At 45.5% G+C, this 24351-nt stretch carries 24 protein-coding genes; 7 read left to right on the top strand and 17 right to left on the bottom strand.

The features are described 5' to 3' along the window. The first annotated feature begins 41 nt into the window (after window positions 1-41). Window positions 42-485: a protoporphyrinogen oxidase HemJ gene (hemJ, locus tag RT422_RS08985; protein WP_138018433.1), complete on the top strand. Its 444-nt coding sequence runs from the start codon at window positions 42-44 to the stop codon at window positions 483-485. Between the two features lie 44 nt (window positions 486-529). On the opposite strand, the gene RT422_RS08990 is transcribed toward hemJ, so the two are convergent. From RT422_RS08990 to RT422_RS09015, 6 genes are all read right to left on the bottom strand, one after another. Continuing rightward, window positions 530-1240, bottom strand: coding sequence for an exonuclease domain-containing protein (locus RT422_RS08990; protein WP_313422016.1), 711 nt, complete (start codon window positions 1238-1240; stop codon window positions 530-532). 185 nt (window positions 1241-1425) lie between these two features. Next, window positions 1426-2823, bottom strand: coding sequence for a potassium transporter TrkG (locus RT422_RS08995; protein WP_313422017.1), 1398 nt, complete (start codon window positions 2821-2823; stop codon window positions 1426-1428). A gap of 33 nt (window positions 2824-2856) precedes the next feature. Further along, a complete protein-coding gene (locus tag RT422_RS09000; RefSeq protein ID WP_219299538.1) occupies window positions 2857-3516 on the bottom strand; it encodes a potassium channel family protein in 660 nt (219 codons plus the stop codon). Window positions 3517-3594: 78 nt separating this feature from the next. Next, window positions 3595-3942 (bottom strand): Imm45 family immunity protein, encoded by a 348-nt coding sequence (gene imm45 / locus RT422_RS09005; RefSeq protein WP_007115039.1) that lies wholly within the window; start codon window positions 3940-3942, stop codon window positions 3595-3597. 15 nt (window positions 3943-3957) lie between these two features. Further along, window positions 3958-4734, bottom strand: a complete 777-nt coding sequence (gene rlmB / locus RT422_RS09010) for a 23S rRNA (guanosine(2251)-2'-O)-methyltransferase RlmB (RefSeq protein ID WP_313422018.1) — start codon at window positions 4732-4734, stop codon at window positions 3958-3960. Between the two features lie 61 nt (window positions 4735-4795). Next, window positions 4796-5134, bottom strand: coding sequence for a pyrimidine/purine nucleoside phosphorylase (locus tag RT422_RS09015; RefSeq protein WP_007115041.1), 339 nt, complete (start codon window positions 5132-5134; stop codon window positions 4796-4798). Window positions 5135-5721: 587 nt separating this feature from the next. Here RT422_RS09015 and recN point away from each other — a divergent pair. From recN to xerD, 6 genes are all read left to right on the top strand, one after another. Then, on the top strand, window positions 5722-7428 hold the full coding sequence (recN, locus tag RT422_RS09020; RefSeq protein ID WP_313422019.1) for a DNA repair protein RecN: 1707 nt from the start codon (window positions 5722-5724) through the stop codon (window positions 7426-7428). A gap of 83 nt (window positions 7429-7511) precedes the next feature. Continuing rightward, window positions 7512-8078: a YqgE/AlgH family protein gene (locus RT422_RS09025; protein WP_313422020.1), complete on the top strand. Its 567-nt coding sequence runs from the start codon at window positions 7512-7514 to the stop codon at window positions 8076-8078. Further along, window positions 8071-8556, top strand: coding sequence for a Holliday junction resolvase RuvX (ruvX, locus tag RT422_RS09030; RefSeq protein ID WP_313422021.1), 486 nt, complete (start codon window positions 8071-8073; stop codon window positions 8554-8556). The genes RT422_RS09025 and ruvX overlap by 8 nt, the downstream gene beginning before the upstream one ends. Beyond that, window positions 8553-9020: a hypothetical protein gene (locus RT422_RS09035; protein WP_219331978.1), complete on the top strand. Its 468-nt coding sequence runs from the start codon at window positions 8553-8555 to the stop codon at window positions 9018-9020. Before ruvX ends, RT422_RS09035 begins: the two co-directional genes overlap by 4 nt. Next, the gene (gene tusA, locus RT422_RS09040; RefSeq protein ID WP_050324895.1) at window positions 9013-9285 is read left to right on the top strand and encodes a sulfurtransferase TusA; all 273 of its coding nucleotides are present in this window, start codon (window positions 9013-9015) and stop codon (window positions 9283-9285) included. The genes RT422_RS09035 and tusA overlap by 8 nt, the downstream gene beginning before the upstream one ends. A 36-nt stretch (window positions 9286-9321) precedes the next feature. Then, complete coding sequence (gene xerD, locus RT422_RS09045; RefSeq protein ID WP_050324894.1) at window positions 9322-10266, top strand: site-specific tyrosine recombinase XerD; 945 nt, start codon at window positions 9322-9324, stop codon at window positions 10264-10266. Window positions 10267-10311: 45 nt separating this feature from the next. On the opposite strand, the gene RT422_RS09050 is transcribed toward xerD, so the two are convergent. From RT422_RS09050 to pgi, 11 genes are all read right to left on the bottom strand, one after another. Further along, entirely contained in the window at window positions 10312-11208 is an 897-nt protein-coding gene (locus tag RT422_RS09050) for a putative RNA methyltransferase (protein WP_313422022.1), read from the bottom strand. Window positions 11209-11275: 67 nt separating this feature from the next. Beyond that, a complete protein-coding gene (mraY, locus tag RT422_RS09055) occupies window positions 11276-12394 on the bottom strand; it encodes a phospho-N-acetylmuramoyl-pentapeptide-transferase (protein ID WP_313422023.1) in 1119 nt (372 codons plus the stop codon). Window positions 12395-12615: 221 nt separating this feature from the next. Next, window positions 12616-14097: a Mur ligase family protein gene (murF, locus tag RT422_RS09060; RefSeq protein ID WP_313422024.1), complete on the bottom strand. Its 1482-nt coding sequence runs from the start codon at window positions 14095-14097 to the stop codon at window positions 12616-12618. 51 nt (window positions 14098-14148) lie between these two features. Continuing rightward, window positions 14149-14793 (bottom strand): histidine phosphatase family protein, encoded by a 645-nt coding sequence (locus tag RT422_RS09065; protein WP_313422025.1) that lies wholly within the window; start codon window positions 14791-14793, stop codon window positions 14149-14151. Between the two features lie 14 nt (window positions 14794-14807). Beyond that, entirely contained in the window at window positions 14808-16370 is a 1563-nt protein-coding gene (locus tag RT422_RS09070) for a UDP-N-acetylmuramoyl-L-alanyl-D-glutamate--2,6-diaminopimelate ligase (protein WP_313422026.1), read from the bottom strand. Window positions 16371-16389: 19 nt separating this feature from the next. Further along, window positions 16390-18459 (bottom strand): penicillin-binding protein 2, encoded by a 2070-nt coding sequence (locus tag RT422_RS09075; RefSeq protein ID WP_313422027.1) that lies wholly within the window; start codon window positions 18457-18459, stop codon window positions 16390-16392. A 12-nt stretch (window positions 18460-18471) separates the two neighbouring features. Then, window positions 18472-19020 (bottom strand): cell division protein FtsL, encoded by a 549-nt coding sequence (locus tag RT422_RS09080; protein WP_312115413.1) that lies wholly within the window; start codon window positions 19018-19020, stop codon window positions 18472-18474. A 141-nt stretch (window positions 19021-19161) separates the two neighbouring features. Next, window positions 19162-20121, bottom strand: a complete 960-nt coding sequence (gene rsmH / locus RT422_RS09085) for a 16S rRNA (cytosine(1402)-N(4))-methyltransferase RsmH (RefSeq protein ID WP_313422028.1) — start codon at window positions 20119-20121, stop codon at window positions 19162-19164. Window positions 20122-20368: 247 nt separating this feature from the next. After that, window positions 20369-21403, bottom strand: a complete 1035-nt coding sequence (gene galE, locus RT422_RS09090) for a UDP-glucose 4-epimerase GalE (RefSeq protein ID WP_313422029.1) — start codon at window positions 21401-21403, stop codon at window positions 20369-20371. Between the two features lie 8 nt (window positions 21404-21411). Next, complete coding sequence (locus tag RT422_RS09095; RefSeq protein ID WP_188875245.1) at window positions 21412-22674, bottom strand: UDP-glucose 6-dehydrogenase; 1263 nt, start codon at window positions 22672-22674, stop codon at window positions 21412-21414. A gap of 28 nt (window positions 22675-22702) precedes the next feature. Then, window positions 22703-24349 (bottom strand): glucose-6-phosphate isomerase, encoded by a 1647-nt coding sequence (pgi, locus tag RT422_RS09100; protein WP_313422030.1) that lies wholly within the window; start codon window positions 24347-24349, stop codon window positions 22703-22705. Window positions 24350-24351: the final 2 nt, after the last annotated feature.

The raw sequence follows: 24351 nt of genomic DNA on the forward strand, positions 1-24351 counted from the left end.
TTGGGTAGGCTTGTTGAGTTGCATCATCATCGGGGTAAGCAATGACAGAATATTTTTTATGGTTTAAAGCCTGGCATGTGATTTCATTGGTGTGTTGGTTTGCCGCGATTTTTTATCTACCACGCTTGTTTGTCTATCATGCCATGAGTGCCGATAAAATCAGTCAAGAGCGATTTGCATTGATGGAGCGTAAACTGTATCGCGGCATCATGACACCTGCGATGATTGCCACTTGGATTTTTGGCTTGTGTATGCTACTACCTAATTGGGAAAGTTATAAAACCCAAGTTTGGCTACATATCAAGCTAGCCTGCGTCATTGCGTTGACGGTATATCATGTAGCTTGTGGTCGATTTCGCTTAAAACTCATTGATAACCCTAACTATAAAACCCATGTTTTTTGGCGGTGGTTTAATGAGGTACCTGTGTTTATTTTAGTCGCCGTGGTGATTTTGGTGATTGTTAAACCGCAATTTGGCGCGTAATCATTTTGGCACTTCATGGGTTAAATCATAGCGCAAGGGCTCAATCATAGAAGGTTGCCATGATTACCTGCGCTATGTTCAGTGAGTGCAAGGTGCAAATACGGGTCAAGGTCAGCTTGTTTGAGCAGCCAATCGACATAATCAGGCGGCAAGTCTTTAATAGCAACCCCTTTATGTTTACCAAAGCGCATTACCGTGGGTTTTCGGGCATGTTCACTGGCTTGATACAGCTGTGCCATATCGGTGATGTAATGCTGATAGCAAATAGCTTTTAAGACCAAAAAGGTAAACCAAATATCGTATTTGGCACCATGCGCGAATTTGATATTTTTTTTGGCAACCTGCGGCTCAAAAAAACACAGTAGCGCACCTAAACTGTGGCTATCTAACTGCGGGAAAAAATGCCGCGCCAGTGCCAAAGTGCAAATACGCTTGATGTTTGATAAATCACAGTTAGCATTGGTGAGCACTTCAGCATCAAAGTCGATATTGTGCCCAATAAGATACTCGCAGTCTTTTGGTAACCCAAAATCAGTATGCGGCGGCTTGTCTGCCACATCGTCGTCAAAAATCCCTGTGATGGCTTGGCTGCCCAAAGTAATTTTTTTGTGTGGGTTAAAGCGCTGCTCAAAGGCGTTGTGGGTCTGTAGTATCAGCTCGCCTGCTGGACTAAACACCACGCCAATGTAGGCGATTTCGGTCGCATGTGGCTCAACCAATCCATGCGCTTCTGTATCTAAAATATAACTACTCATAACCTTAAGACTTACTAAATCGCTCAATTCACCAGTTGTAGACAATCATCATACACGATTTGGCGATAGCTTCCTTAGGTTTTCAGTATCTTGAATGCCCCAACCGTTGGGTAAAATTTTTGCTTGGTATTTGCTGCTTCGCTAACCCTGTTAAATTAGCCAACTTAGCCAATAAGAGCGCCAACTCAACCAACAAGGGTATGGGTCTCAGGATAACGAATACGGGTCGGTTTAGGGGTGGCGATAAAATACGCCAAGGTTAACGGTCCAAGACGCCCCATATACATCATAAACATAATCACCCATTGCCCGGGCTCACTCAAGGTCGGGGTGAAATTTCGCGATAAACCGACGGTTGACGATGCCGATATCACTTCAAATAAAATATCAACCAAATGCCCTTCTGGCTCACATATCGCTAAAATAAACGCTGCTAAAGCAATCATCAAAATCGAGGTGCTCATCACTGCAAACGATTTTTTTACCAAGTGATCAGAGATAGCACGATGAAAAATCGTCACTTGCGGGTGCTGACGCAAATATGCCCTAGTCGATGCTAGGATAACCACAAACGTGCCGATTTTGATACCGCCACCTGTGGACATTGAGCCTGCGCCAATAAACATCAATATAAAGGTCAATAACGTACTGGCATCTGTCACTTGGCTATAATCAATATTATTAAAACCTGCGGTACGTGACGTCACCGCCATAAACCAAGATGCAAACCACTGCCCAGCTTCGCTCAATCCGCCAATCGTTTTGGCGTTGTGACGCTCAAGTAACCAATACCCCATACAACCGATAACATTAAGCGCTAGCGTGCCCAAAACCATGACTTTGGTGTGCAGGGTAAATTTTTGCCAGCGCTTGTGTTTGATGATATCTAAAATCACCAAAAACCCGATACCGCCCGTGATAATAAGCAAGCTTATGATAAAACTAATCATCGGCTGGTGCACATAGGCAGTCATATTGTTGCCATTTAGCGCAAAACCTGCATTGTTAAATGCTGAGATACATAGAAAAAACGCTTCATACATCGCATTTTTTAGCCCTTTTAGCGGTGCTAAAAATAGCGTTAACCCTAAAAAACCCAAGCTCTCGGTGATAAAGGCAATTTTGATTACCGCTTTGGCTGTACTACCAATTTGGTTGCTATGAGTACCCAACGCTTCTTGCGCCGTGATTGAGCCTGATAATCCCATTTTACCTTGCAGACTGGTCAATACCAAAATTGCAAAGGTCATAAAGCCTAGACCGCCAAATTGAATCAGCGCGGCAATCACCAGTTGTCCAAACGTGGTATAGTTGGCGGTATCTACGACATTTAGCCCCGTAACGGTCACCGCAGAGGTCGCAGTAAAGGCTGCCGCTAGGATACTAATCGGTTGAATCGTTGCGATTGGCAATGACAGCAAAACCGTCCCCATCACGATTAACGCTAAAAACCCCAAGGACAAAATCGCAGGCGAGGACAAATACAGTCCCTGTTTAGTAGGCGGTTCTAGGTCGTGAGTACTGGATTTTGATTTATCAACAATTTTTGGTTTGTCGCCTTTTTTGACTTCACGAAACGGCATATCTACAATTACCTTTTTTACGTGAGTGGTGGGCTAAATAGCCGTTTGGCGAATGGCTTTGGCAAGGCGACGCAGCGCTTGGGTATCACCACCCACCACCAATTTATCCCCACCTTGAAAGAAAAAGCCATCGGGTAATTGGTTAAAGATTTGCTGGTTGCGTTTTAGCATGATAAAAGTAATATCAGGATGGTTGTGTTGGACATCCGACCACGGGTGCCCTCGCCACTGCTCAGGTGGGTCTAAACGAACCAAAAACTGCTCGTCACCCAATGCCATGTATTGTTTGACCATCGGATAGTTCATCTTTTGGGCAATACGAATCCCCATGTCTTGTTCAGGGTGAATAATATTGTTCACCCCTAAGCTTTGTAGGATTTGGTGATGGGAGTCGGTTTTGGCTTTCACCCATAGGTTTTGTACGTTCAGGCTTAGTAGGTTGAGTGTACATAGCAAGCTGGCTTCAAGGTTATCACCAATGCTCACGAGTACGCCGTCGAAACTTGCAAGGTCAAGCTCTTCTATGGTGTCTTTATCGGTGGCGTCAGCAATCACGGCACGGGTGACATATTCACTGATGTCATCGACCAGTTTTTCATCAATATCAATCGCTAAGACTTGGTTGCCCAATTTTTCAAGCTCTTTAGCGCAGGTAATACCAAAAACACCCAGTCCGATAATGGCAAATTGCATTATATTTTTCCTTTTTGATATTTTTTTACTTATTAAAGATTCATTTTATTATTTTAACTATGGGTTTCAACAAATTCTTTAGTTTCTAAAAGGCAATACGTTCTGACTTTTCAAAATAAATATATCTGCTTTATTTGGCTCAATATTCAAAATCGCCAATAAATTTTGTTGCAGCCATTTTGTACTAACTGAATAAAGCGACATGTCATAATAAGCATCTTTAGGAAAGAAAAAGCTGATTTTTCCTGCTTTATAGCCATTGATGATTACAGCACCTAAGCCCATCACTTCCGTATAGTTCTCAAATACCATTAGGTCAAAAACTTTGTCGGTATAATAAAACTCTGACTTTTCAGACAAACAAATTCTTAAAATTGTGCCAGACCAAATTTTTTCTTCATCAAAGTCTAAAAGATTGGTAAACATTACTGATAACGTAAATTATTTCTTAAAACGCTGACGGCTGGCTTCATATAGCACCATGCCAGTGGCGACACTGACATTTAAGCTTTGGATTTGCCCATGTTCATTGCCGGGCATCGGGATATAAACCAGCTGGTCGCAGGTATCTGCGGTCAAACGGCGAATACCGTCACCTTCTGAGCCCATCACAATCGCCACATCACCTGTCAAATCACAGTCTTGCACGGGCTTTGCCGTGTCATCTAGAGCCGTACCAAACACAAACACCCCTTGTTTTTTGATGTCAGTGAGCGTACGCGCAAGATTAGTAACTTGGATAAAAGGCATTAATTCCACCGCACCAACGGCGACTTTTGCCACGGCTGGGGTGATGCTTGAGCTATGATTTTTGGGAATAATGACGGCTGAGACGCCCATTGCTACGGCGGTACGCAAACAAGCGCCAAGGTTGTTCGGGTCGGTGATTTGGTCAAGCACCAGTAGTAATAGCGGTTTTCGCTCGGCTTGGTGTTTGTCGACGAGGTATTTGAGATCTACCTCATCTTGGAGTTCAGCAGGACGGGCTTGCAATACCACGCCTTGATGCTGCGGACTTTCTGCAAGTTTGGTGAGTTTGTCTTTGGCGCTGATTTGTATCGCAATCCCGTAGGTTTGGGCAAGCTCGGTGATGTTGGCTACCGTGGCATCATCTTGTTTTTTACGGTCTTGAATAAAGAGTGTCAACCCATCGATGCCGCGGTGTTGCAAGATGGATTGCACGGCATGAATGCCATAAAAATAACTCGGTTTTGCCATGATTGATGACCCTTTTCTTCGATTTTATATTTGCCTTGCCCCTATCCTTGTATATTATCCGCTAGCCTTCTAGGTGGCAAATGTACTGCACCACTGCTTCATTACGTAGCTCATAACTGCTATGCCCTTCTACCAAGAATGCTTGACCGGCACGGTAATAAGTAAATTCTTCCTCGCCTGCCAGTTTGACTTCACACTCGCCTGCCAAAATTTCGATACGTTCAGATGAGTCGGTTTTAAATTCATAGGCTGGCACATCGGCATCACAAGGCAGCACGATTCCTAGCATTTTTTTGCGTCCATCTTCAAACCAAACGGTCCGACTAAAAGTACGACCTTCATAGTAAACATTCGCTATTTTTTCTACCGATACATGGTCGAAACGATTAGGTGACGTCATGATATTCTCCTTAAAATACACAGTCAGTTGACTTGATAACGCTGCCTTATTATAAAGAATTATAAAGAATTATAAAGATTGGCAGGTCGTTTTGCGGCAACCCGCTTTTTTTAGTCGACAAATGGGCTTTATAATCAAACGCAGTCCGTGACTTGTCGCAATCAGCCAATGCTATTGCCGATAGATTGTTAACGGTTGATAAAAAATTATGTTCCGTTATCCTTATGCAGACGTTGTTTAGAGCAATAGGATAGCATCAAATTTAGTCAACTTTTATGACAATCTATTATAACAACCTATGTTTTATCACAATCGATGAAACCGCCCTCAACTTGACTAGGCGAAGATTGCTAGACACAGATACCCATCAAAGATAGCCAGCTGACGGAAATTTGGATTTTTGCGTTGCTTATTTTGTAATTGTCCCAATTATGCTATTGTTTAGTGTGAAACAGCTAGATGGAATTTTTACTGATTTTTGAAGACTTGTCTAGGATTATTGTGAGCTTTTCATGACCAGGTTACAATAAAGTTTTTGCAAATTTGACCGCCAATGTGCCACTCTTAACGTCAATGATAGGATTGATATGCTGACACAGTTAACCTTACAAAATTTAGCCCTCGTCACCAATGCTGAGATTGAGATGAATGCTGGATTTAACATTATCACTGGCGAGACAGGTGCTGGTAAATCACTATTGCTTGACGCCTTGACCTTGTGCGTGGGTGGTCGTAGTGACGCAGGTTTGATTCGGCATGGACAGACCACGGCAGACGCTTTTGCAGAATTTAATATCGGTCAATTACCCGACGTCATGGCATGGCTGAGCGAGCAAAATTACCCATTTGAAGACGATACGCTGCTGATTCGTCGGCAACTTGCTAACCAAAACGGTACGCTTCGTAGTAAAGCTTGGCTCAATGGCATGCCCATTAGTATGAATGAGCTTAAAACTTTAGGTGGGTTACTGGTCAATATTCACAGCCAACATGCCCAGCAAAGTTTGCTGCGTCCGCAATTTGTGATGGAATGGCTGGATAGCGCTACGGGATTAAACAGCCAAGCAAACGACGTGAAACAGGCTTTTTTGCAGTACGAACGCCTTAAATCACAAGCCGCGCAGCACGCCAAAGACGAGCAATTGCGCCAGCAGCAAATTCAGCTATTGACCAATCAATTAGCCGATATCGAGCCAATTGCCACTGTCTTATACAGTGAACTTGAAGCTGAATACGATGAATTATCTAACCTTGAAAACCTCATGCAGCAAGCCGCCTTGTCGGTGCAATTACTCGATAATGACAGCGATGAGCCCGATGTGATAAGCCTGCTTAATCGGGCGATTAAACTGTGTGAAGCGCAGACCGAGCTTAGCCAAACCTATGCGGATTGTGTTGAACAGTTGTATTCAGCATATACCCAAATCACTGAAGTGGCTAGCACCCTGAGCAATTATGCGGAAGGGCAAAGCCTTGACCCCAAGCGGTTAGCACTACTTGATGAGCAGTTATCAACGTTCCATCGACTGGCGCGGAAATATCACACCACCCCTGAAAGCCTTGTTGAAGACAGCCAAGCCTGGCAACAGCAATTAGATGATTTGCAATCGGTGATGTCGCCTGAAGCGATGGCAGAGCAAATTGAAGAAGCTTATCAAGTCTACTTGCAAAAAGCCCAAGCGTTGGATGACAGTCGCCGAGCCAATGCCACGACGTTAGCTGAAGCCCTAGTTGCACGGTTAAAAGCATTGGCATTGCCCAATGTGCAGGCAGCATTTGAATTTACCCCGCTTGATAAACCGCAAAGTATCGGGTTATCGCAAATTGAACTGTTATTTAGTGCCAATGTCGGTATGCCGATGCAACCGATTCACAAAATCGCCTCAGGCGGTGAATTATCACGGCTAGCGCTTATCATGCAAGTCATTGATGCACAAGGGGTTTGCCGTAATACGACCACCGATATGGCAACCACCACCCGTCAGTTATTGGTATTTGATGAAGTAGATGTGGGTATCAGTGGTGGCACGGCGCAAGTGGTGGGCGAGTTACTGCGTGAACTGGGTGAAGAACAACAAATCATTGCGATCACTCACCAATCGCAAGTCGCGGCACAAGCCCATCAGCATATTTTGGTGTATAAGACCCAGCAAGAGAAAGCCCAGTCTCACTTAAAAATCCTGTCGGGCGATGACCAAGTGCAGGAATTAGCGCGGATGTCGGGCGGGGTCAATATCACCGAAGACACGCTCAAACACGCGCGCAGTTTGCTAGCAAGTCGCCGTGTCAGTTAATTTAATATCGCCTGTCGCTTTTAATGTTTATTGTTTTTAATGTTTGCCGCTTTTAAGTCGCTTTTAATTAGGTATGCCACTGAATGTCAAAAAACCAAAATCTTACCAACCATTTTTTGATAGCCTCGCCCAATATTGACGGCGGGATTTTCTATCAATCTTTGGTCTATATTTGCCGTCAAGACCAACAAGGCACGTTAGGGCTAGTAATTAACAAACCCATCGAAACCAGCAACGTCGCCAAATTGTTTGAAGAATTAAATATTGATGTGACCATCACTGACTTGCACCGAAAATTACCCTTAGATGGAGGTCCTATGAACCCAGAAGTTGGGTTTGTGCTCCATACGGGACAGCCAGATTGGGTATCTTCGTTTGCCATTACCGAAAACGTCTGTATCACCACTAGCAAGGATATTTTACAAAGTATCGCCAATGGTCAAGGCGTTGAGCATTTTGAGCTTTGTTTGGGTCATGCCAGCTGGGGAAAACGGCAGCTAGAAGAAGAAATTAACCAAGGCGATTGGTTTGTTTTGCCGGCATCAATGGGGCTATTGTTTGATATCGACCATCAGACTCGCTGGCAAGTCGCCGCTAACCAGCTGGGCGTTGATTTTAACAAACTGAGTACGGATATCGGGCATGCTTAACCTAAATAAGCCGCAAGATACCCATCACACCCACACTATCGAAACGGTGATGGGGCTTGATTTTGGCATCGCAAAAATGGGTATCGCTTTGGGCAATACCTTAACCCAAACCGCAAGCCCGTTGATGCAGTTTAAAATGGATAATGGCAAACCCAATTGGGATGAATTGCTAAAAATTATCGAGTCATGGCAAGTGAGCACCATCATCATTGGTTTGCCGCTGAATATGGATGGCACTGCATCTGAGCTTGGCAATCGTGCCAAAAAATTTGCTCGTAGGCTTAAACACCAGCTCGAGGAAGCGCATCGACCACGCCCGATTATTTTGGCGGATGAGCGCTTAACTAGCCGTGAAGCCAAAAATTTGGCTTGGGAATATGGTCTAATCAAAAGTGACAAAGAGCCGATTGATAGTATCGCCTCGGCAATTATGCTTGGCAGTTGGCTTAGAAGTGGCGAAGGAGCGCTGTTATCATGACTCAATTAAATGCGCCTGCTACGCCAACGACCAAAGGCTTTTCGGCACCTGTTCTTGGTTTGATTGAGCACGCACAGCGACTTAACAAATGGTCCATTTATCTGGTTTATTTGGCAATTGCGCTATTTTTATTATTTGGTACCCTAAAGAGCTTGTCACAGTTTAAGGACAGTCAAACGATTTATACTTTATTTCATTGGGTGCCTTACGGACTCGTTGGACTCACCATACCGCTATCCTGCTATGTGGCGTTTATTTTATACCGTTACCGTTTAAGCCAGCCGAGCATGCTTGCGCTGTGTATCGGTATGGGATTTGGCTTGTTTGTTATCAGTAGCTATGTCGCCCTAGCCGCCTGGATTGGGGTGGCGTTTATGTTTAAAGCCAATTTAACCCGTTTTTTTAATTTTATCCAAGAAAGTCGACAAACAGAAACTCAAAAAACAGAGACTCAACATGCCTGATGCCAATTACCAACTCGATACCCAAGGGCTGATTTGCCCAGAGCCGATTATGCTACTGCATAAAACCGTTCGTAAAGCGCAGTCGGGAGAGGTGATTCATGTCATCGCCACTGACCCTGCGACCACGCGCGATATCCCCAATTTTTGTCGTCATCTGGGGCATGAACTTATCGAGCAGCAAGACATCATAAACCCGCAACAACACCAAAACCCTGATCCGTATGCCAATGTGTATCATTACTGGATTAAGAAAAAAGCTGGTTAAAAAAACGCCCCCTTATTCCGAGATTTCAAGTCATTTATGTCCCAAGTCGCCGCGCGCCAACCTCGCCAAGTCAAAGCCTTACACCTTCATGATGAGCCCAGTTATATTCAGCAGTTCCGCCAAGAGTTGCTGACGCGGGGACTTGCCACCAATACGCGCAATGCTTATATTCGTGACTTGATGCTGTGTGAAGCCACCTGTAGCAAAGCCATCACCCGTTGGGACGCCAGTGACGTGTTAGCTTGCCTAGCAGCGCTCTATAAACAAGGTAAAACAGCACGCAGCCAAGCGCGTGCCTTATCATCGCTTAAACAGTTTTTCTTATGGCAAATCAACGCCAATCAGCGTGATGACAACCCGTGTGAGCATATCAAGACCCCAAAACTTGGGCGCGCGCTGCCCAAAGATTTATCCGAAAGTGATGTCGATGCCCTACTTGCCAGCCCAGATACATCGACCCCTTTGGGCATGCGTGACCAAGCCATGTTTGAAGTGCTCTATGCCTGCGGACTACGTGTCTCTGAGCTTATTCATCTATCGTTAAGTGAAGTCAATCTCAATGCTGGCTGGTTACAGGTTACCGGCAAAGGTGATAAGACGCGGCTGGTACCTCTTGGCGAAGTGGCGATTGATGTATTGACCGATTATTTGACTCTTGCGCGACCGCAATTATGTATCATGAAAAATGGGCGAGAAAGTCGCTGCCAAGCGGTATTTTTGACCCAACAAGGCGGCTACATGACCCGCCAAAACTTTTGGTATGTCATTAAACGCTACGCCAAGCAAGCCGGCATCGAAAGCGAAATTTCTCCGCATACCTTACGTCATGCCTTTGCCACCCATTTGCTCAATCACGGCGCTGACTTGCGCAGTGTACAGATGTTATTGGGTCACAGCGATTTATCAACCACCCAAATCTATACCCATGTGGCTACGGCAAGACTGCAACAGCTGCATCAGCAGCATCATCCGCGCGCTTAGGGCTGTTTGTAAGGTAAAAAAATAGCCCACTGACGGGCGCTTTTTTTACAAACAAATTTTTTGAAACCCATAAATCATAAAATCGGTCGTAAAGCACATTGACCCTGCCTGCTCGCAGCGGTCGATTAGTGCCTCACGTCTGGCTGGCTGCGCCCGAAATGCATAAGGCGTCATCGTCAATAAATCTTGTAACTGCGTAGCGGTAAGCGAAATCGTGGTTTCCACCCGCGTTTGCTTGACCAACTCAAAATACGGTGCTAATTTATCGATAAATTTGTCTGAGTCGTGCGCTACGATTTGTTCAAATAACCCGTTACGCATCTCAATCAAGTGATTGACGGCAGGCTTGGCAATCACTACAAAGCCCTGATCGCTGACCAACCGATGAAATTCATCCGCCAAAATCGGGCTAAAAATACTGGTCAATATACTCACCGACTGACTGGCCAATGGTACTTGCGAAGCAGATGCCACTAAGCAATATTTTTGCGTGGTCGTGCTAATCGGTTTAAGTCGTTTGGCAGTGGCGAGTACGGCAGGTTTGCTGATATCAAGCGCGACTAACTTACTTGGGTTAAGCTGTAAAAATCGCTCAGTGTAATATCCTTCGCCACAGCCAATGTCCAGCCAATTTACCGACGGTTGGGAGGATAATAGCCCTTTGCAAAAGTCATACAGCCCATCTTGCAGCGACTGATAAAACCCCGCTTGCAGAAAACGACGACGCGCCATAATCGACTCATCACTATCACCGGGGTTTTTGCTATGCTTATTTTGCACCGGCAGTAGATTCACATACCCTTGTTTGGCGACATCAAAGCTATGTTGCCGCTGCTGCGGATTTTCACCGGTGCATTGCCAAACTTTTTCACCCACCTTTAGCGGACTTTGGCAAATCGGGCAGCGAAAATTTGCAGAAAATGTCGAAGGCAATGCCACCATAAAAATATCTCAAAAAAGCTGTTAAAAACCCAATTGATGCAAAGCGCCGTTAGCGAACGTAGCAAAGTTAGCGAAGTTTTAACGTCATCAGCCCTAAAATAACCAAGACAATGGTAATAATCCAAAAACGGGTAACCACTTGGGTTTCTTTCCAGCCGCCTTCTTCAAAATGGTGATGCAGCGGCGCCATGCGAAAGATGCGTTTTTTACGAAGTTTGTAAGAGCCTACTTGTAGCATGACCGATACCGCTTCTGCCACAAATAAACCACCCATGATGAACAGCACAATCTCTTGACGCGTCATCACAGCAATGGTGCCAAGCATCGCGCCCAAGGCTAATGCACCAACATCACCCATAAACACTTGGGCGGGATGCGCATTAAACCATAAAAACCCTAAGCCCGCCCCAACCATGGCGCCACACACCACTGTCACATCGCTATTATAAGCAATATAGGGCACGTGGAGATATTCAGCAAAGCGAAAATCCCCTGACACATAAGCAAACACCCCTAAGCCTGCGGCGAGCAACACCACAGGAAAAATGGCGAGACCATCCAAACCATCGGTTAAGTTAACTGCATTTGAGGTGCCATTAATCACAAAATAAGTAAAGATAATAAACGCCAAACCGAATGGTACAGCGGAGAAAGGAATTGACACGTTTTTAAATAACGGAATAAGTAAATCTTGCATGGCATGAGCTGTCGCCACATGCGGCTGCTGACTGGCAATCCAGTACAAGGACACACCAACAAATAAAGCGCCAACCGACAACCAAAAATATTTTTTGCGTGCAATCAAGCCTTTTGGATCTTTATATTTGATTTTTAGCCAGTCATCTGCCCAGCCCACCGCGCCAAAAATCACCAACACCACCAGCAAAATCCATACGTAGGGGTTGGTTAAATTCGCCCACAATAGCGTGGTCACCAAAATGCTGCCTAAAATTAAAATCCCGCCCATGGTGGGTGTGCCTGTTTTGGCAAGGTGACTTTGTGGACCATCGTTACGAATGGCTTGTCCATATTTGAGCGCACGCAGCCGTTCAATGACGCGTCCACCAAACACCATACTGATACCCAGCGCAGTCAGCACCGCTAATAAAACACGTAAGGTCAGCGATGACACAGCCGAAAATGGGGAATAAAATTGGCTTAGCCATTCAAATAACCACAATAGCACGAGTGGACTCCTTAGGGGGTTCTGGGTAAAAAAAGGGGCTTAAGATCCCTGTCATTATCATGATAGGATAAATGAAAAATCGCTATGAAAACCGTCTATAAAAACTGTCTCACGTTGACTCATCATCAAAAACCCATCATGAAAAGTTGACTATTTTAAGTAAAAATTCACAAAAAATCAGCCAATTTTTATCAAATGGCTGATGAAAGTTCTGTTTGTAGTTAGGATGGCTGACGGGTTAACTCGTCAATTACCTGCTCCATCATCATATAGCGCGAGCCTTTAAACAAGATATGCCATGCGTCATCACTACTCGTCAGCTTATCTTTGATCGCTGCAAGTAGGGTGGCTTTATCTGGATATGCCTGTGCTTGCATGCCAGATGCCTGCGCTTGCGCGACGGTAACAGGCGTTAACTCCCCCACCGTATACAGCACAGTCACGCCCGAGGCGGCAATAGCCTCACCGAGCTTGCGATGCTCCTCTTGCGCGGCATCACCCAACTCACCAATATCGCCCAACACCAACATGGTGGGCGCACCTTGACTCACCAACACTTGGGTGGCAGCAAGGACGGCACTGGGATTGGCATTATAAGTGTCATCAATTAAAGTATGTTTACCAAACTCAATAAAATTGAGTCGACCTTTGGCAGGTTTGGCGGCATCGAGTCCTTTGGCGATATCATCAATCGACAGCCCCAAAGCTTGAGCACAGGCCGCGGCGGCTAAGGCATTGCTGATGTTGTGTTCACCTGCAAAGTTTAAGCTGACGTTTTGGCTTTCGATTTCATCAATTTCAAAATTGAAATTTAGGCTAAAGGTACTGGTATTACCGACTTCCACATCATCGGCAAACACATCGCCCATCAGTAGCACCGTATCTTCATCTGTTAAGCCAATTTCTTTGGCTTGTTGCATATCCACGCCAGCATCCGCCAAGCACACGTCACGCTCGCCAAAGGTTAGAATATTTTGGGTAAATTGTTGCGCATTATTGAGTAGCATATCAAAATAATCATCACCAAATGGCACAATCGCTGTACCTGTGTCACTTAATCCTTGAAAAATCTCAGATTTGGTCTTGGCGATATTATCACGCCCGCCAAACTCCCCCAAATGGGCAGTGCCGATATTGAGCACACAAGCGACATCGGGTTTGACAAGCTGGGTGGTATAAGCAATCTCTCCGACATGATTGGCGCCAAGCTCCATCACGGCATAGCGATGGTCATCGGTCAGCTCTAGTAGCATCATCGGCACGCCCAAATCATTGTTGAGATTGCCGCGAGTGATAAGTGTCGGCGCAATACGGTTTAAAATACTGCCAAGCATTTCTTTGGCGGTGGTTTTACCGCTCGAGCCTGTAATCGCGACAACTTTTAGATTGGGATGTTGGTCACGGCGGTAAGCACCTAATTTGCCGAGTGCCAGTTTGGTGTCAGTCACTACGAGTTGCGGCAAGTCACTTTCGACTGCACGGCTGACAATTGCTAAGACCGCACCTTTATCTTTAGCAGTTTTTACATAATCATGTCCGTCAAAGTTATCGCCTTGGATGGCTAAAAAGATATCGCCTTGTTCGATTTTGCGGGTGTCGGTGATAATTCTTGTGGATGTCTGGGTAAAATCACTGTGAAAGGTTGGGTTTAGATCTTTTACCGCTTCGGTCAAGTTGGCAGATTGCCAAATATATGCAGTCATTGTCGTCTCTTTATTCGGGTCTCTTTATTGGGGTCTCTTTATAGTTTATTACTAGCGAATCTCGTCATCTTGCCCATCATTACGCACCCATACTTTCTTGATTCCTGCAGGAGCGAGCAACAACACTTCGCAATTTTTGGGGCGCGTTGCCAGTTCAAACTCACGGAATTTTTTCATATTATATAGACGCGGGCTATCGCCAAGTAGCATTTGCCAGATAAGCATGCCAATCCACATGCCGTGGGTAAATATTAGATAGGTGCCATCGGGCAAGGCATCAAAATACGCACGCACTTTTTGTACCCGCGCTACGAAATGCTCAAAACTGTCCGTCACCTCACTGGCTCGGTGCGCAGAATGCTGTTGCCAAAAATCATCGGCAATCACACGGATGTCATCAAATGACAAATCCTTGATGGTGGCAAAATCCAAAAAGTTAAATTCGTGCAATTCATCGATGACAGTGGCTGCGCGCTTAGTGCTTTGTAGATAAGGCTGAGCCGTCTGCTGGGTGCGAAGATACTGGGATACAAAAATCTCGGTGACTGGCTCGCTGATATGGTCAGTGAGCCAATCCGCCAATGCTTGCGCTTGCGCCTTGCCAACGTCAGTAAGATTGATGGCATGATTGGGGCGCACCGCTTGCCCTGCATTGGACTCGCTTTGGGCATGACGGATTAGGTAGATTTTTTTCATGATGCTAGGCTAAGTTATTTGCCAAATTTTTCAATGGCGTTTTTTACCACCACTTTATCATCAAAGTCGTAGCGTACCCCTTTGATTTCTTGATAGGTTTCATGCCCTTTGCCTGCAATCACCACGATATCGCTAGGCTTGGCATGCTGCACTGCATATTCAATGGCCTTTTGACGGTCTGGCTCGATAATGGCTTGATAGTGCTGCTGGCAAGTCATGCCCGCTTGCATATCGTTCAAAATCGCGTTGGGGTCTTCACTGCGTGGGTTATCAGCAGTCAAAATCACTTTGTCAGCTAGGCGAAGTCCTGCTTGCGCCATTAGTGGACGTTTCCCCTTATCACGGTCACCACCACAGCCAAATACCGCCCAAAGCTCGCCTGTACAGTGCGATTTTAAACTGGTCAACACCTGCTCTAGCGCATCTGGCGTATGCGCATAATCCACGATAAAACAGCTGCTGGTCGATGGCACCCGATCCATACGACCTGTGGCACCGCGAAGCGTTGGCACTGCCGCTTGGATTTGCGCCACACTCAATCCCATCGCGGCACTTTGCGATAACGCTAAGGCGCCTGCGATACTCGCCAACAAATTGGCCACATTAAATCGCCCTAACAATGGACTGCTCACCGTTAATTCACCTTGTGGCGTGACAGCTTTTGAAAGAGCAATGGTCAAATCACCCCCTTGCAAACTAGGCAGGATGGTTTTGGCAAAAAAATCGGCTTGGTCATTGGTCAAGCTATACGTCCACACGGTTAAATGGGATGCGTTGGCTGCCTCAATCATCAATTCACTAAATTCATCATCTAAATTAATAATCGCGTGAGTGAGGGTGGGAAAATGTGCTTTAGCAAACAGTCGCGCTTTCGCCTGCGCATAATCATCCATGTCAGTATGATAATCGAGATGATCACGACTTAAATTGGTAAAAATCGCCACATTGATGGGTACGCCTTGCAGCCGCTGCTGGTGCAATCCGTGAGAGCTGGCTTCAATGGCTAAGGCTTGTACGCCTTGCTTGGCAAAATCATCAATCGCATGTTGCAGATTAAAGACTTCTAGGGTGGTGTGGGTACTTGGGGTCAAATTTGGCAAAACCCCATTACCTGCCGTGCCCATGACCGCAGTTTTGATACCCGATTGACTGATGAGTTGGGCGACCAGTTGGCTTACCGTGGTCTTGCCATTGGTGCCTGTCACCGCGATGACCGCAGGTAGCTTGGTAGGATGTTGCTGTTGCAAACTGGTTTGAATCAAAGAACCTAAAAAATCACGAATGGTGGGCAAATAAATAATCGGCAACATAAACTGCGATTGGATCGCGGATACATCAATTTCTGATAACACAAACGCCGCTTTGTTTGCGACTTGGGCAAGATAACCTGCAACTTTTTCCAAATCTAGGCTGTCGGTCGCGTTTTGACTTTTTAGCAATACAAATACATCGCCCTGACCCACTTGACGGCTATCGACCACAAACTGCCCAAATGGTTGATTCATGACAGGGTTTAACAGTTGTCGCACGCTTTCTGGTAGCGATAGCGTAGACATCATCGGTTGCAACGTAATCATAGCTTTTTCCATAGGGTTGTTATAAGTCATTGACACTTTCGATGCTGGTGGTAGTGGTTTCTTTACCCGATAGCGGCTTGTCAAACGGCACATTGTACAAACGCAAAGCTTCTTTCATCACACTGCGGAACACGGGTGCTGCAACCAAACCACCAAATTTGTTAACACGCGGGTCTTCAACCATGATGGCGACCACAAAACGTGGGTTGGAAGCAGGGGCAATACCGACAAACGCGGTGCGGTATTGATCGTTGTAATAACCGCCTTTGGGGTTGGTGCGTCTTGCCGTACCGGTTTTACCCGCCACACGATAGCCGTCGATGGCAGCTAAGGTTGCCGTACCACCAGGCTCAGTGACTGACGTCATCATATCGACAATGGTAAGTGCATCGCTGGTTTTGATGACTTGCTTGGCGGCAGGTTTGGCAAAAGGGACGGAGACATTATTGGTACTACTGCTATTGAGCGCGTTATCACGGGTACTTTTAAGGATCGTCAACGGATGCATCACACCCCCTGCACCTAACACACTGTAAGCTTGCGCAAGCTGCGCTAGTGTGACTTGCAAACCGTAACCGTACGACACAGTTGCGCGGCGTGCGATTTCATTTTGCTCAGGCGTTGGCACTAAACCTGCGGACTCACCGGGTAATTTTAGGTTGGTTTTTGCGCCAAACCCAAAGGCTTTTTGCGTATCACTCATCACGGTGGCAGGCAAAGAAAGGGCAATTTTTGCTGAGCCGATATTACTCGATTTTTGCAGTAGAGTACGCAGACTAATAGTGCCTAAATTGCCATGGTCACGAATAGTATGCCCTTGCACCACCATGCTCCCTGGACTGGTATTAACCAGCGAGTTGGCATTGTACTGTCCTGACTTTAAACCCGTGGCAACAGTGATAGGTTTCATCACCGAACCGGGTTCAAATACATCCATCAAGGCATGGTTACGCTGGTTTTCATTGGATAAGCTATTTAAGTCATTGGCATTAAACGACGGCCAGTTGGACATCGCCATCACTTCACCCGAGTTGACATCGACAATCATGCCCGCTGCCCAACGCGCCTGCTGCACACGCCCGACTTTTTCAAGCTCTTGGTACAAAATATATTGTAGCCGTGAATCAACGGTTAATTGTAAATCTTTACCAGCGACTTCAGGTTTGACTTGTTCGATTTCTTTAATGCTGTTGTTTTTGGCATCACGCATGACCATGACTTCGCCATCTTTGCCCGATAGCATATCATTAAATACGCGCTCTACCCCAGCTTGCCCTTGGTAGTGCGTGCCATCTGTCATGTTGGTACGCGCCATAAAGCCTAATAATTGGGCATTCGGCTGTGGCTGTGGGTAGTAGCGCTGATAAAACGTGTCGGTACTGACCCCAGCAAAATTGGCATCAATGAGCGGCTGTGCTGCTTCAGGTTGCACATTTTTCATCAATGGAAAATAATGCGACCCTGCGCCTGTGGGCAATACAGCTTTTACCGCCTCTTTATCGGCAAGATTGATATTGTCATTGATACGCACCGCATTTTTAAATTCGCTGACGCTAATGCCTGTCAATGCCGAAAGTTTGGCTAAGTCCATGTTCTGCAAACGTTTTGCAACGCGCTCAAGCTCGCGACTGACTGATTTACTCGGTTTAGACTTTTGCAATTCTTGCTGGCGCCCTTTGAGCTCATAGTATTCCACCGCATAATCATGCGGACTAAAATACGCCGAGGTTAATGGCGCTGAAATCGCAAGCGGCATGTTATTACGGTCGGTGATCATGCCCCGGTAAGACGGCTCTTTTTTGACGGTGGTAATGAGCGAATTACCTTTACCTTGATAGTAGGATTTATTAATGACTTGGATGTATGCCAATCGCCCAAAAATCGCCACAAATACCAGCCCCATCGCTATCCAAATGGACTTAAAGCGAATGGCATCTTCTTCAATGCTGCCTTGGCGTGATGCACCACTACGACGCTTTGACGCATTAATTTTAGGGGCAGTGACTTTGAGCACAGGCACTTTGGTGGGTCGCCCTGACATGGCATTGGCAACTTTGGTGGGTATCGATTTTTTATTACGAATAGTCACGCGGTTGCCTCATCAATGCTGCGTTTCTGGATTGATAGCTGGAGTGTTAGACTCGTTGCTGCTGGCGTCACTGGTAAATACCGTGACTTTGTTGTCGTGAATAATCATACGATCGGACAAGTTAGGGTAAAACATATTGAGTTCGGTCACCGCGCGGTTGGTCACTTGCGGGGTAGCACTAAAAGTTTGCTGCTCAATCAGCATACGTTGGTGTTCCATTTGCAGCTGGCGAAATTGTTTTTTGAGTTTTTGCAGCTCGCCATATTGTTGGTGATAAGTTTGGATTTGCTCGACGACGCTCACCCCTGTCCACAAAATCGCAATCACTAATAGCATCATCGCAACCGTATAGATACTAACGCCGCGATACTCGGTATCGAGCATCTCGCTAATGCTGGTACCTAAGCCTTCACTGCTTTTCTTCATCGTCGTGTTATTTTTTACCGTTGTGTCGTTATTTTTGGCGGAGAAAAGACGCGTTTTTTTCGGCGAATTTTGGTTATCGCGGCCATTCGGCATGGGGTTACTCGTCAAGGGAGGCAGGGGCTGAGATTTTGGCATTTTTATATCAAAGAGCTTTTTATATCAAAGAGCAGGGTATCAAGATAAAACAAGTCATTATAACGCAACCCATCTAAGTTTGGTTAATGCAATCGCTTTTTATTGTTTGTTATAAATATCATGTTACAAAAACGGCTACTTTTACAGTCGGGTGGCGGAACGAAGCCAAGCACTTCTGGCGCGCGGGTTGGTTTTTATTTCCGTATCCAACGGGGCGACACGCTCAGGTTTAGATAGCAGTTTGGGGCGTTTGGGTGGCATCGGCAAATTGGCATCTTCAGGATATTGACCTTTACTGTGTTTTTGCAAAAACTGCTTGATGATGCGGTCTTCTAGCGAATGAAAACTAATCACCGCCAAGCGTCCCCCTACCTTAAGCGCCATGAGCGATTGATCCAAGAAGTTATCGATATCACCGAGTTCATTATTGATAAAAATACGCATGGCTTGAAAACTTTGGGTGGCAGGGTGCTTGCCTTTTTGCCAGTTGGGATGCGCCTGTTTGATGGTTTCTGCCAGCGCTAGGGTAGAATCGTAATGTTCCATTTGTTTGATTGCCCTTGCAATACGGCGACTGTGTCGTTCTTCGCCATAGTTATACAGCACATCGGCAAGCACGGTTTCATCCACGTGTTTTAACCATTGGGCAACCGACTCGCCACGGGTGGTATCCATACGCATATCCACCGCACCATCGCGCATAAAGCTAAAGCCGCGGCTACCGTCATCAAGCTGCGGCGAGGACACGCCCAAATCTGCCATAATCCCATCGACCTGTTCAATCCCTAATCGCTGCAGATTGTCCTGTAGCTTGGCAAAACTATCATGAATCACTATCACGCGCGCATCACTGGCTGCCAATGCTTGCGCCGTTTGTATGGCTTGGGGGTCTTTATCAAATACGAGCAGACGACTGTCTTTATCCAAATAAGTTAACAGCAATCGGCTGTGCCCACCGCGCCCAAATGTCGCATCGACAAAGGTGCCCGTTTTTTTGACGGTTCCTGCTGCTAACTGCGCTAAAGTTACATTGAGCACACTTGCCACCGTTTCCTTTAACAAAACGGTTTCATGGATAAATTCAGGTGCGCTAACAGTCATAACAGGCTCAATGGGACAATAAGAAAAAAGAAATTCGCTAAACAATCGCTAGGGTGAAAACAAATAAAAATCATAATTTATCTAATCCCCTATTATCGCTGAAGCGAGCCTAGGGTCAAGTAAAATCATAACCTTAACTGTGTTTTTATGATAAAAATGCTCATCTTTGATAAAACCTACCGATAAAAAAGACGGTTATAAAACCGTCATTAATATTCGTTAATATTCGCCAGTATTAAAAGGGCGCTTAATCATCATAGCCATTAGGGTTTTGGCTTTGCCAACGCCAGGTGTCGGTACACATACGCTCGATATCAAACTCGGCTTGCCAGCCCAACAGATGCTTGGCTTTGTCACTACTGGCATAACAACTGGCAATGTCGCCAGGTCGTCTTGGCGCTATGCTATAAGGCACGGGCTGACCGGTGGTTTTGATAAAGGCATTGACCAATTCTAATACAGATGTTCCTTTACCTGTACCCAAGTTAATCGGCTCAAATCCTAGCTGGGTTTGCTGTTGCAAATACTGTAAAGCGGCGACATGCCCTTTTGCCAAATCAACCACATGGATATAATCTCGCACGCCTGTGCCATCCACGGTATCATAATCATTGCCAAACACGCTTAACTGCGGCAGCTTACCCACTGCCACTTGGCTGACATACGGCATCAAATTGTTTGGAATACCATTTGGATTTTCACCTATGGTTCCGGTATGGTGGGCACCAATGGGATTAAAATAGCGCAGTGAAATTAATTGCCAGTGGTTATCTGATTTTGCCAAGTCTTCGAGCATATATTCAATCATCAGCTTGCTTTGCCCATACGGATTGGTCGCAGAACGCGGTGAGGATTCGACAATCGGCAAGGCTTCTGGGTCACCATACACGGTTGCTGATGACGAGAAAATCAAGTTTTTTACTTGGGCGTTGGTCATCGCATCGAGTAGATTGAGCGTGCCTGCGACATTGTTTTGATAATACCAAAGTGGCTTGGCAACCGACTCACCGACCGCCTTTAGCCCTGCAAAATGAATCACCGCAGTGAAGTCATGCGCGGCAAAGGTTTTGGCAAGCAGCTGTGTGTCCAAAATATCGCCTTCGATAAACTCAATAGATTGTCCTACAATTTGCTGAACGCGCGCCAGCGAAGTCTGGCTACTATTGGATAAATTATCATACACCACAGGGGTGAATCCTGCGGCAATTAGCTCAATTAACGTATGTGAGCCGATATAGCCTGCGCCGCCAGTCACTAAGATTTTTTTGCTTTGATTGGTCATTGTTTTGCCTATTTTTTACAGCCTATACCCGTATAAAAACCAACGAGCTGCTGAATTTGTGGTTCGGTTAACGTATTTTTTGCATCAAAAATGGGTAATGCAATGTTATTTAAACGATTGATATCCGGCTTGATCGGTAGCGACCAATTGACAATAAACAACGCTTGCACTTGCGTAAGCGGCGCATAGGCATCGTCGGTCAATGAAAACAGCGGATGATTACCGTATAACTCTAACAATTCTTCTTTGGTATTGTTGGCATACACAATCGTCTTGATATTGTATGACCATAATAATTTAATGAGTGGGTGGAATGCTGAATGGGTGGTGCGTCCCGTACCATTACGATAGCCTGAGCCCCAAATCATCACCGTTTTATTTTCGATAAAGCCATCAAAATATTGCCAAAATTCACGGAAAATCAGTTCTTTTTGGTCTTCATTAATGGATTTTACCGCCTCGAGCAGCGACGTCTCTACTTGATTGTGCTTAAAACCATCAATCAAAAAATCCAATTCTAGCGGTAATGACTTGCCACCAAATCCCCAACCTGCTTTGAGATAATCTTTACCAATGCGTTTATCCAGCCCAAGGATTTGCTCAACTTGTTTGATATTGACCTGTTCACTGGCAGCGAGACGCGCCATCTCATTCATGAAAGATAAGCGTGTTGCTAGCATTCCCATGATACTACTGCGCGCAAATTCTGCCGTTTTGATATCGGTAATAAAGTGCTTGTCACTTTTTTCAATAAAAAACAGCAAAATGTTGTTGTGCGCGCTACTGCCTTGCGTTTTTTCACCAATCAGTGCCAAATCGGCTTGGAAAAAAGAACTAAAATTCGCCCCATCTTTCATAAAAATAAAGGGAAGATAATACACCCAAGTAGTCGTCAATTTGCGCGCGAATTGTTCAATCTCACCCATGGCTTTGACACCGCTGATGATAATCTGGGTCGTTGGGTTAAAATGAAATGAGCCAAATTGGTCAAGTGCCTGCGCTGATACGCCATCGACAAACAACCAAATATCATCTGCGTTGACATAGGCTGAAAAATCATGGGTTGGCAAAGGCTGGGTAATGATGTTGCCTTGAGATTGGTACAACTGCCACAGTAGCACCATCTGCCGATCAAACTGGTAATCATTCATGACCTGCTGAAGGCTATCGTCATCGGTCAATAGCCTGACTTGGTATTCAAGGGTGGCAAGCAAAATACAAGCATTGATGGATTCATTGGTACTGCCAATTACATATACAGTTTTTGTCATTGTTTTCTTCTTTTATCCCTATCCTTCATCAGCTTGCAAAGGTTGTTTTAATGGTATTTAGCAACTGATTGGTTGAGCTATCAAATGGCTGCGCTTGTTGCGGCGATAATTCTTGCGTTGATACTAAGGCATCAAAGACTGCATTAGCCATCACTTTACCCACTTCGACCCCCCACTGGTCAAATGGGTTAATCTGCCAAATGACTGACATAACGAACACCTTGTGTTCATACAGCGCAATCAATGACCCTAACGTTTTTGGGGTCAGCTGTTTGAGTAGAATGGTCGTTGACGGCTGATTGCCGCGATAATGCTTGAATTTATCCATACCATTATTGCTGTCTTTGATGGCGGCATTGCCAAACGCCAGCACTTGGCTTTGCGCTAGACAGTTGGCAAGCGAAAGTCCGTGCTGCTCAAGCAAGTTTTTATTGATTGTTTGGGCATCTGCGTAGCGTTTGATGGGGGCAATAAAATCACAACTGACTGCCTGTGTGCCTTGATGTAACAACTGATAAAACGCATGCTGGGCATTGGAGCCAATATCGCCCCACAAAATCGGACAAGTACTGTAAGTCACTGCCTCACCTTGGCGATTGACGGATTTACCGTTACTCTCCATTTCAAGCTGGGTTAAGTAGTTGGGGAAAAAAGATAACCGACCATCATAAGGTAACACCGTATGGGCATTAATATGCAAAAATGTACTGTTCCAAACACCCAATAGCCCTAACAACACAGGCATGTTTTGAGAAAAATCGGCGGTGGCAAAATGCCGATCCATCTCATAGGCTCCTGCTAGCAGCTCATAGAAATTGTGCATGCCAATTTTTATGGCAATCGCCAGTCCAATCACCGACCACATGGAGAATCGACCCCCAACCCAGTCCCAGAGCATTAGTTGGTTATCGACATGAATACCCCATTCTGACATCTTATCTGCTTTGGTAGAAATCCCAATAAAATGACGACGCAAAATAGTGGCTTTGTTATCATGGCTGGTTAACAACCACGACATCGCCGTCTTAGCATTGGACAGCGTATCAATGGTGGAAAATGATTTCGATGAAATAATAAACAACGTGGTTTGCGGATTTAATACTTTGAGCAAACTATCAAGCTGGGTGCCATCCATATTGGATACAAAATGCACACTGATAGGGGTATCTGTCCATTCTTTTAGGGCCGTTGTTGCCATCACTGGCCCTAGATCTGAGCCGCCGACGCCGATATTCACCACATCGGTGATTGCCTGACCAGAATAACCACGCCAGACCCCATTACGAATCCGCTCAACCAACTTTTCCGCTTTTTGTAAGCTGGTATGCACCTGCTCAATGACATTGATACCTTCGACCCAAACCTGCTCGCCTTGCGGCTGTCTTAACGCGGTATGCAATGCAGGACGATGCTCAGTATCGTTCACAATTTCGCCTGTCATCAGCCGACGGATTTCTTGCGCTAACTCACGCTCATTTGCCAGGGTAATTAAATTACTGAGCACAGCCGCATCAATTTTTTGTTTACTAAAATCCATGATCATGTCGCACGCGGCAACACGGTACTGTGAGCCGCGATTGGATTGTTGGCTAAACAATTGATTAAGCGTGGCCATACTATCTGCCTGGGTAGACAGTGTTTGCCATGTACGATTCGCACTTGTATCGGTTGACATTC

Source organism: Moraxella sp. CTOTU49803 (genome assembly GCF_032097965.1).
Taxonomy (GTDB): Bacteria; Pseudomonadota; Gammaproteobacteria; order Pseudomonadales; family Moraxellaceae; genus Faucicola; species Faucicola tetraodonis.

What these genes read in the sequence shown, in the direction of transcription:
- hemJ (WP_138018433.1), top strand. Translation starts at nt 42, where the DNA reads ATGACAGAATATTTTTTATGGTTTAAAGCCTGGCATGTGATTTCATTG.
- RT422_RS08990 (WP_313422016.1), bottom strand. Translation starts at nt 1,240, where the DNA reads ATGAGTAGTTATATTTTAGATACAGAAGCGCATGGATTGGTTGAGCCA.
- RT422_RS08995 (WP_313422017.1), bottom strand. Translation starts at nt 2,823, where the DNA reads ATGCCGTTTCGTGAAGTCAAAAAAGGCGACAAACCAAAAATTGTTGAT.
- RT422_RS09000 (WP_219299538.1), bottom strand. Translation starts at nt 3,516, where the DNA reads ATGCAATTTGCCATTATCGGACTGGGTGTTTTTGGTATTACCTGCGCT.
- imm45 (WP_007115039.1), bottom strand. Translation starts at nt 3,942, where the DNA reads ATGTTTACCAATCTTTTAGACTTTGATGAAGAAAAAATTTGGTCTGGC.
- rlmB (WP_313422018.1), bottom strand. Translation starts at nt 4,734, where the DNA reads ATGGCAAAACCGAGTTATTTTTATGGCATTCATGCCGTGCAATCCATC.
- RT422_RS09015 (WP_007115041.1), bottom strand. Translation starts at nt 5,134, where the DNA reads ATGACGTCACCTAATCGTTTCGACCATGTATCGGTAGAAAAAATAGCG.
- recN (WP_313422019.1), top strand. Translation starts at nt 5,722, where the DNA reads ATGCTGACACAGTTAACCTTACAAAATTTAGCCCTCGTCACCAATGCT.
- RT422_RS09025 (WP_313422020.1), top strand. Translation starts at nt 7,512, where the DNA reads ATGTCAAAAAACCAAAATCTTACCAACCATTTTTTGATAGCCTCGCCC.
- ruvX (WP_313422021.1), top strand. Translation starts at nt 8,071, where the DNA reads ATGCTTAACCTAAATAAGCCGCAAGATACCCATCACACCCACACTATC.
- RT422_RS09035 (WP_219331978.1), top strand. Translation starts at nt 8,553, where the DNA reads ATGACTCAATTAAATGCGCCTGCTACGCCAACGACCAAAGGCTTTTCG.
- tusA (WP_050324895.1), top strand. Translation starts at nt 9,013, where the DNA reads ATGCCTGATGCCAATTACCAACTCGATACCCAAGGGCTGATTTGCCCA.
- xerD (WP_050324894.1), top strand. Translation starts at nt 9,322, where the DNA reads ATGTCCCAAGTCGCCGCGCGCCAACCTCGCCAAGTCAAAGCCTTACAC.
- RT422_RS09050 (WP_313422022.1), bottom strand. Translation starts at nt 11,208, where the DNA reads ATGGTGGCATTGCCTTCGACATTTTCTGCAAATTTTCGCTGCCCGATT.
- murF (WP_313422024.1), bottom strand. Translation starts at nt 14,097, where the DNA reads ATGACTGCATATATTTGGCAATCTGCCAACTTGACCGAAGCGGTAAAA.
- RT422_RS09065 (WP_313422025.1), bottom strand. Translation starts at nt 14,793, where the DNA reads ATGAAAAAAATCTACCTAATCCGTCATGCCCAAAGCGAGTCCAATGCA.
- RT422_RS09070 (WP_313422026.1), bottom strand. Translation starts at nt 16,370, where the DNA reads ATGATTACGTTGCAACCGATGATGTCTACGCTATCGCTACCAGAAAGC.
- RT422_RS09080 (WP_312115413.1), bottom strand. Translation starts at nt 19,020, where the DNA reads ATGCCAAAATCTCAGCCCCTGCCTCCCTTGACGAGTAACCCCATGCCG.
- rsmH (WP_313422028.1), bottom strand. Translation starts at nt 20,121, where the DNA reads ATGACTGTTAGCGCACCTGAATTTATCCATGAAACCGTTTTGTTAAAG.
- galE (WP_313422029.1), bottom strand. Translation starts at nt 21,403, where the DNA reads ATGACCAATCAAAGCAAAAAAATCTTAGTGACTGGCGGCGCAGGCTAT.
- RT422_RS09095 (WP_188875245.1), bottom strand. Translation starts at nt 22,674, where the DNA reads ATGACAAAAACTGTATATGTAATTGGCAGTACCAATGAATCCATCAAT.
- pgi (WP_313422030.1), bottom strand. Translation starts at nt 24,349, where the DNA reads ATGTCAACCGATACAAGTGCGAATCGTACATGGCAAACACTGTCTACC.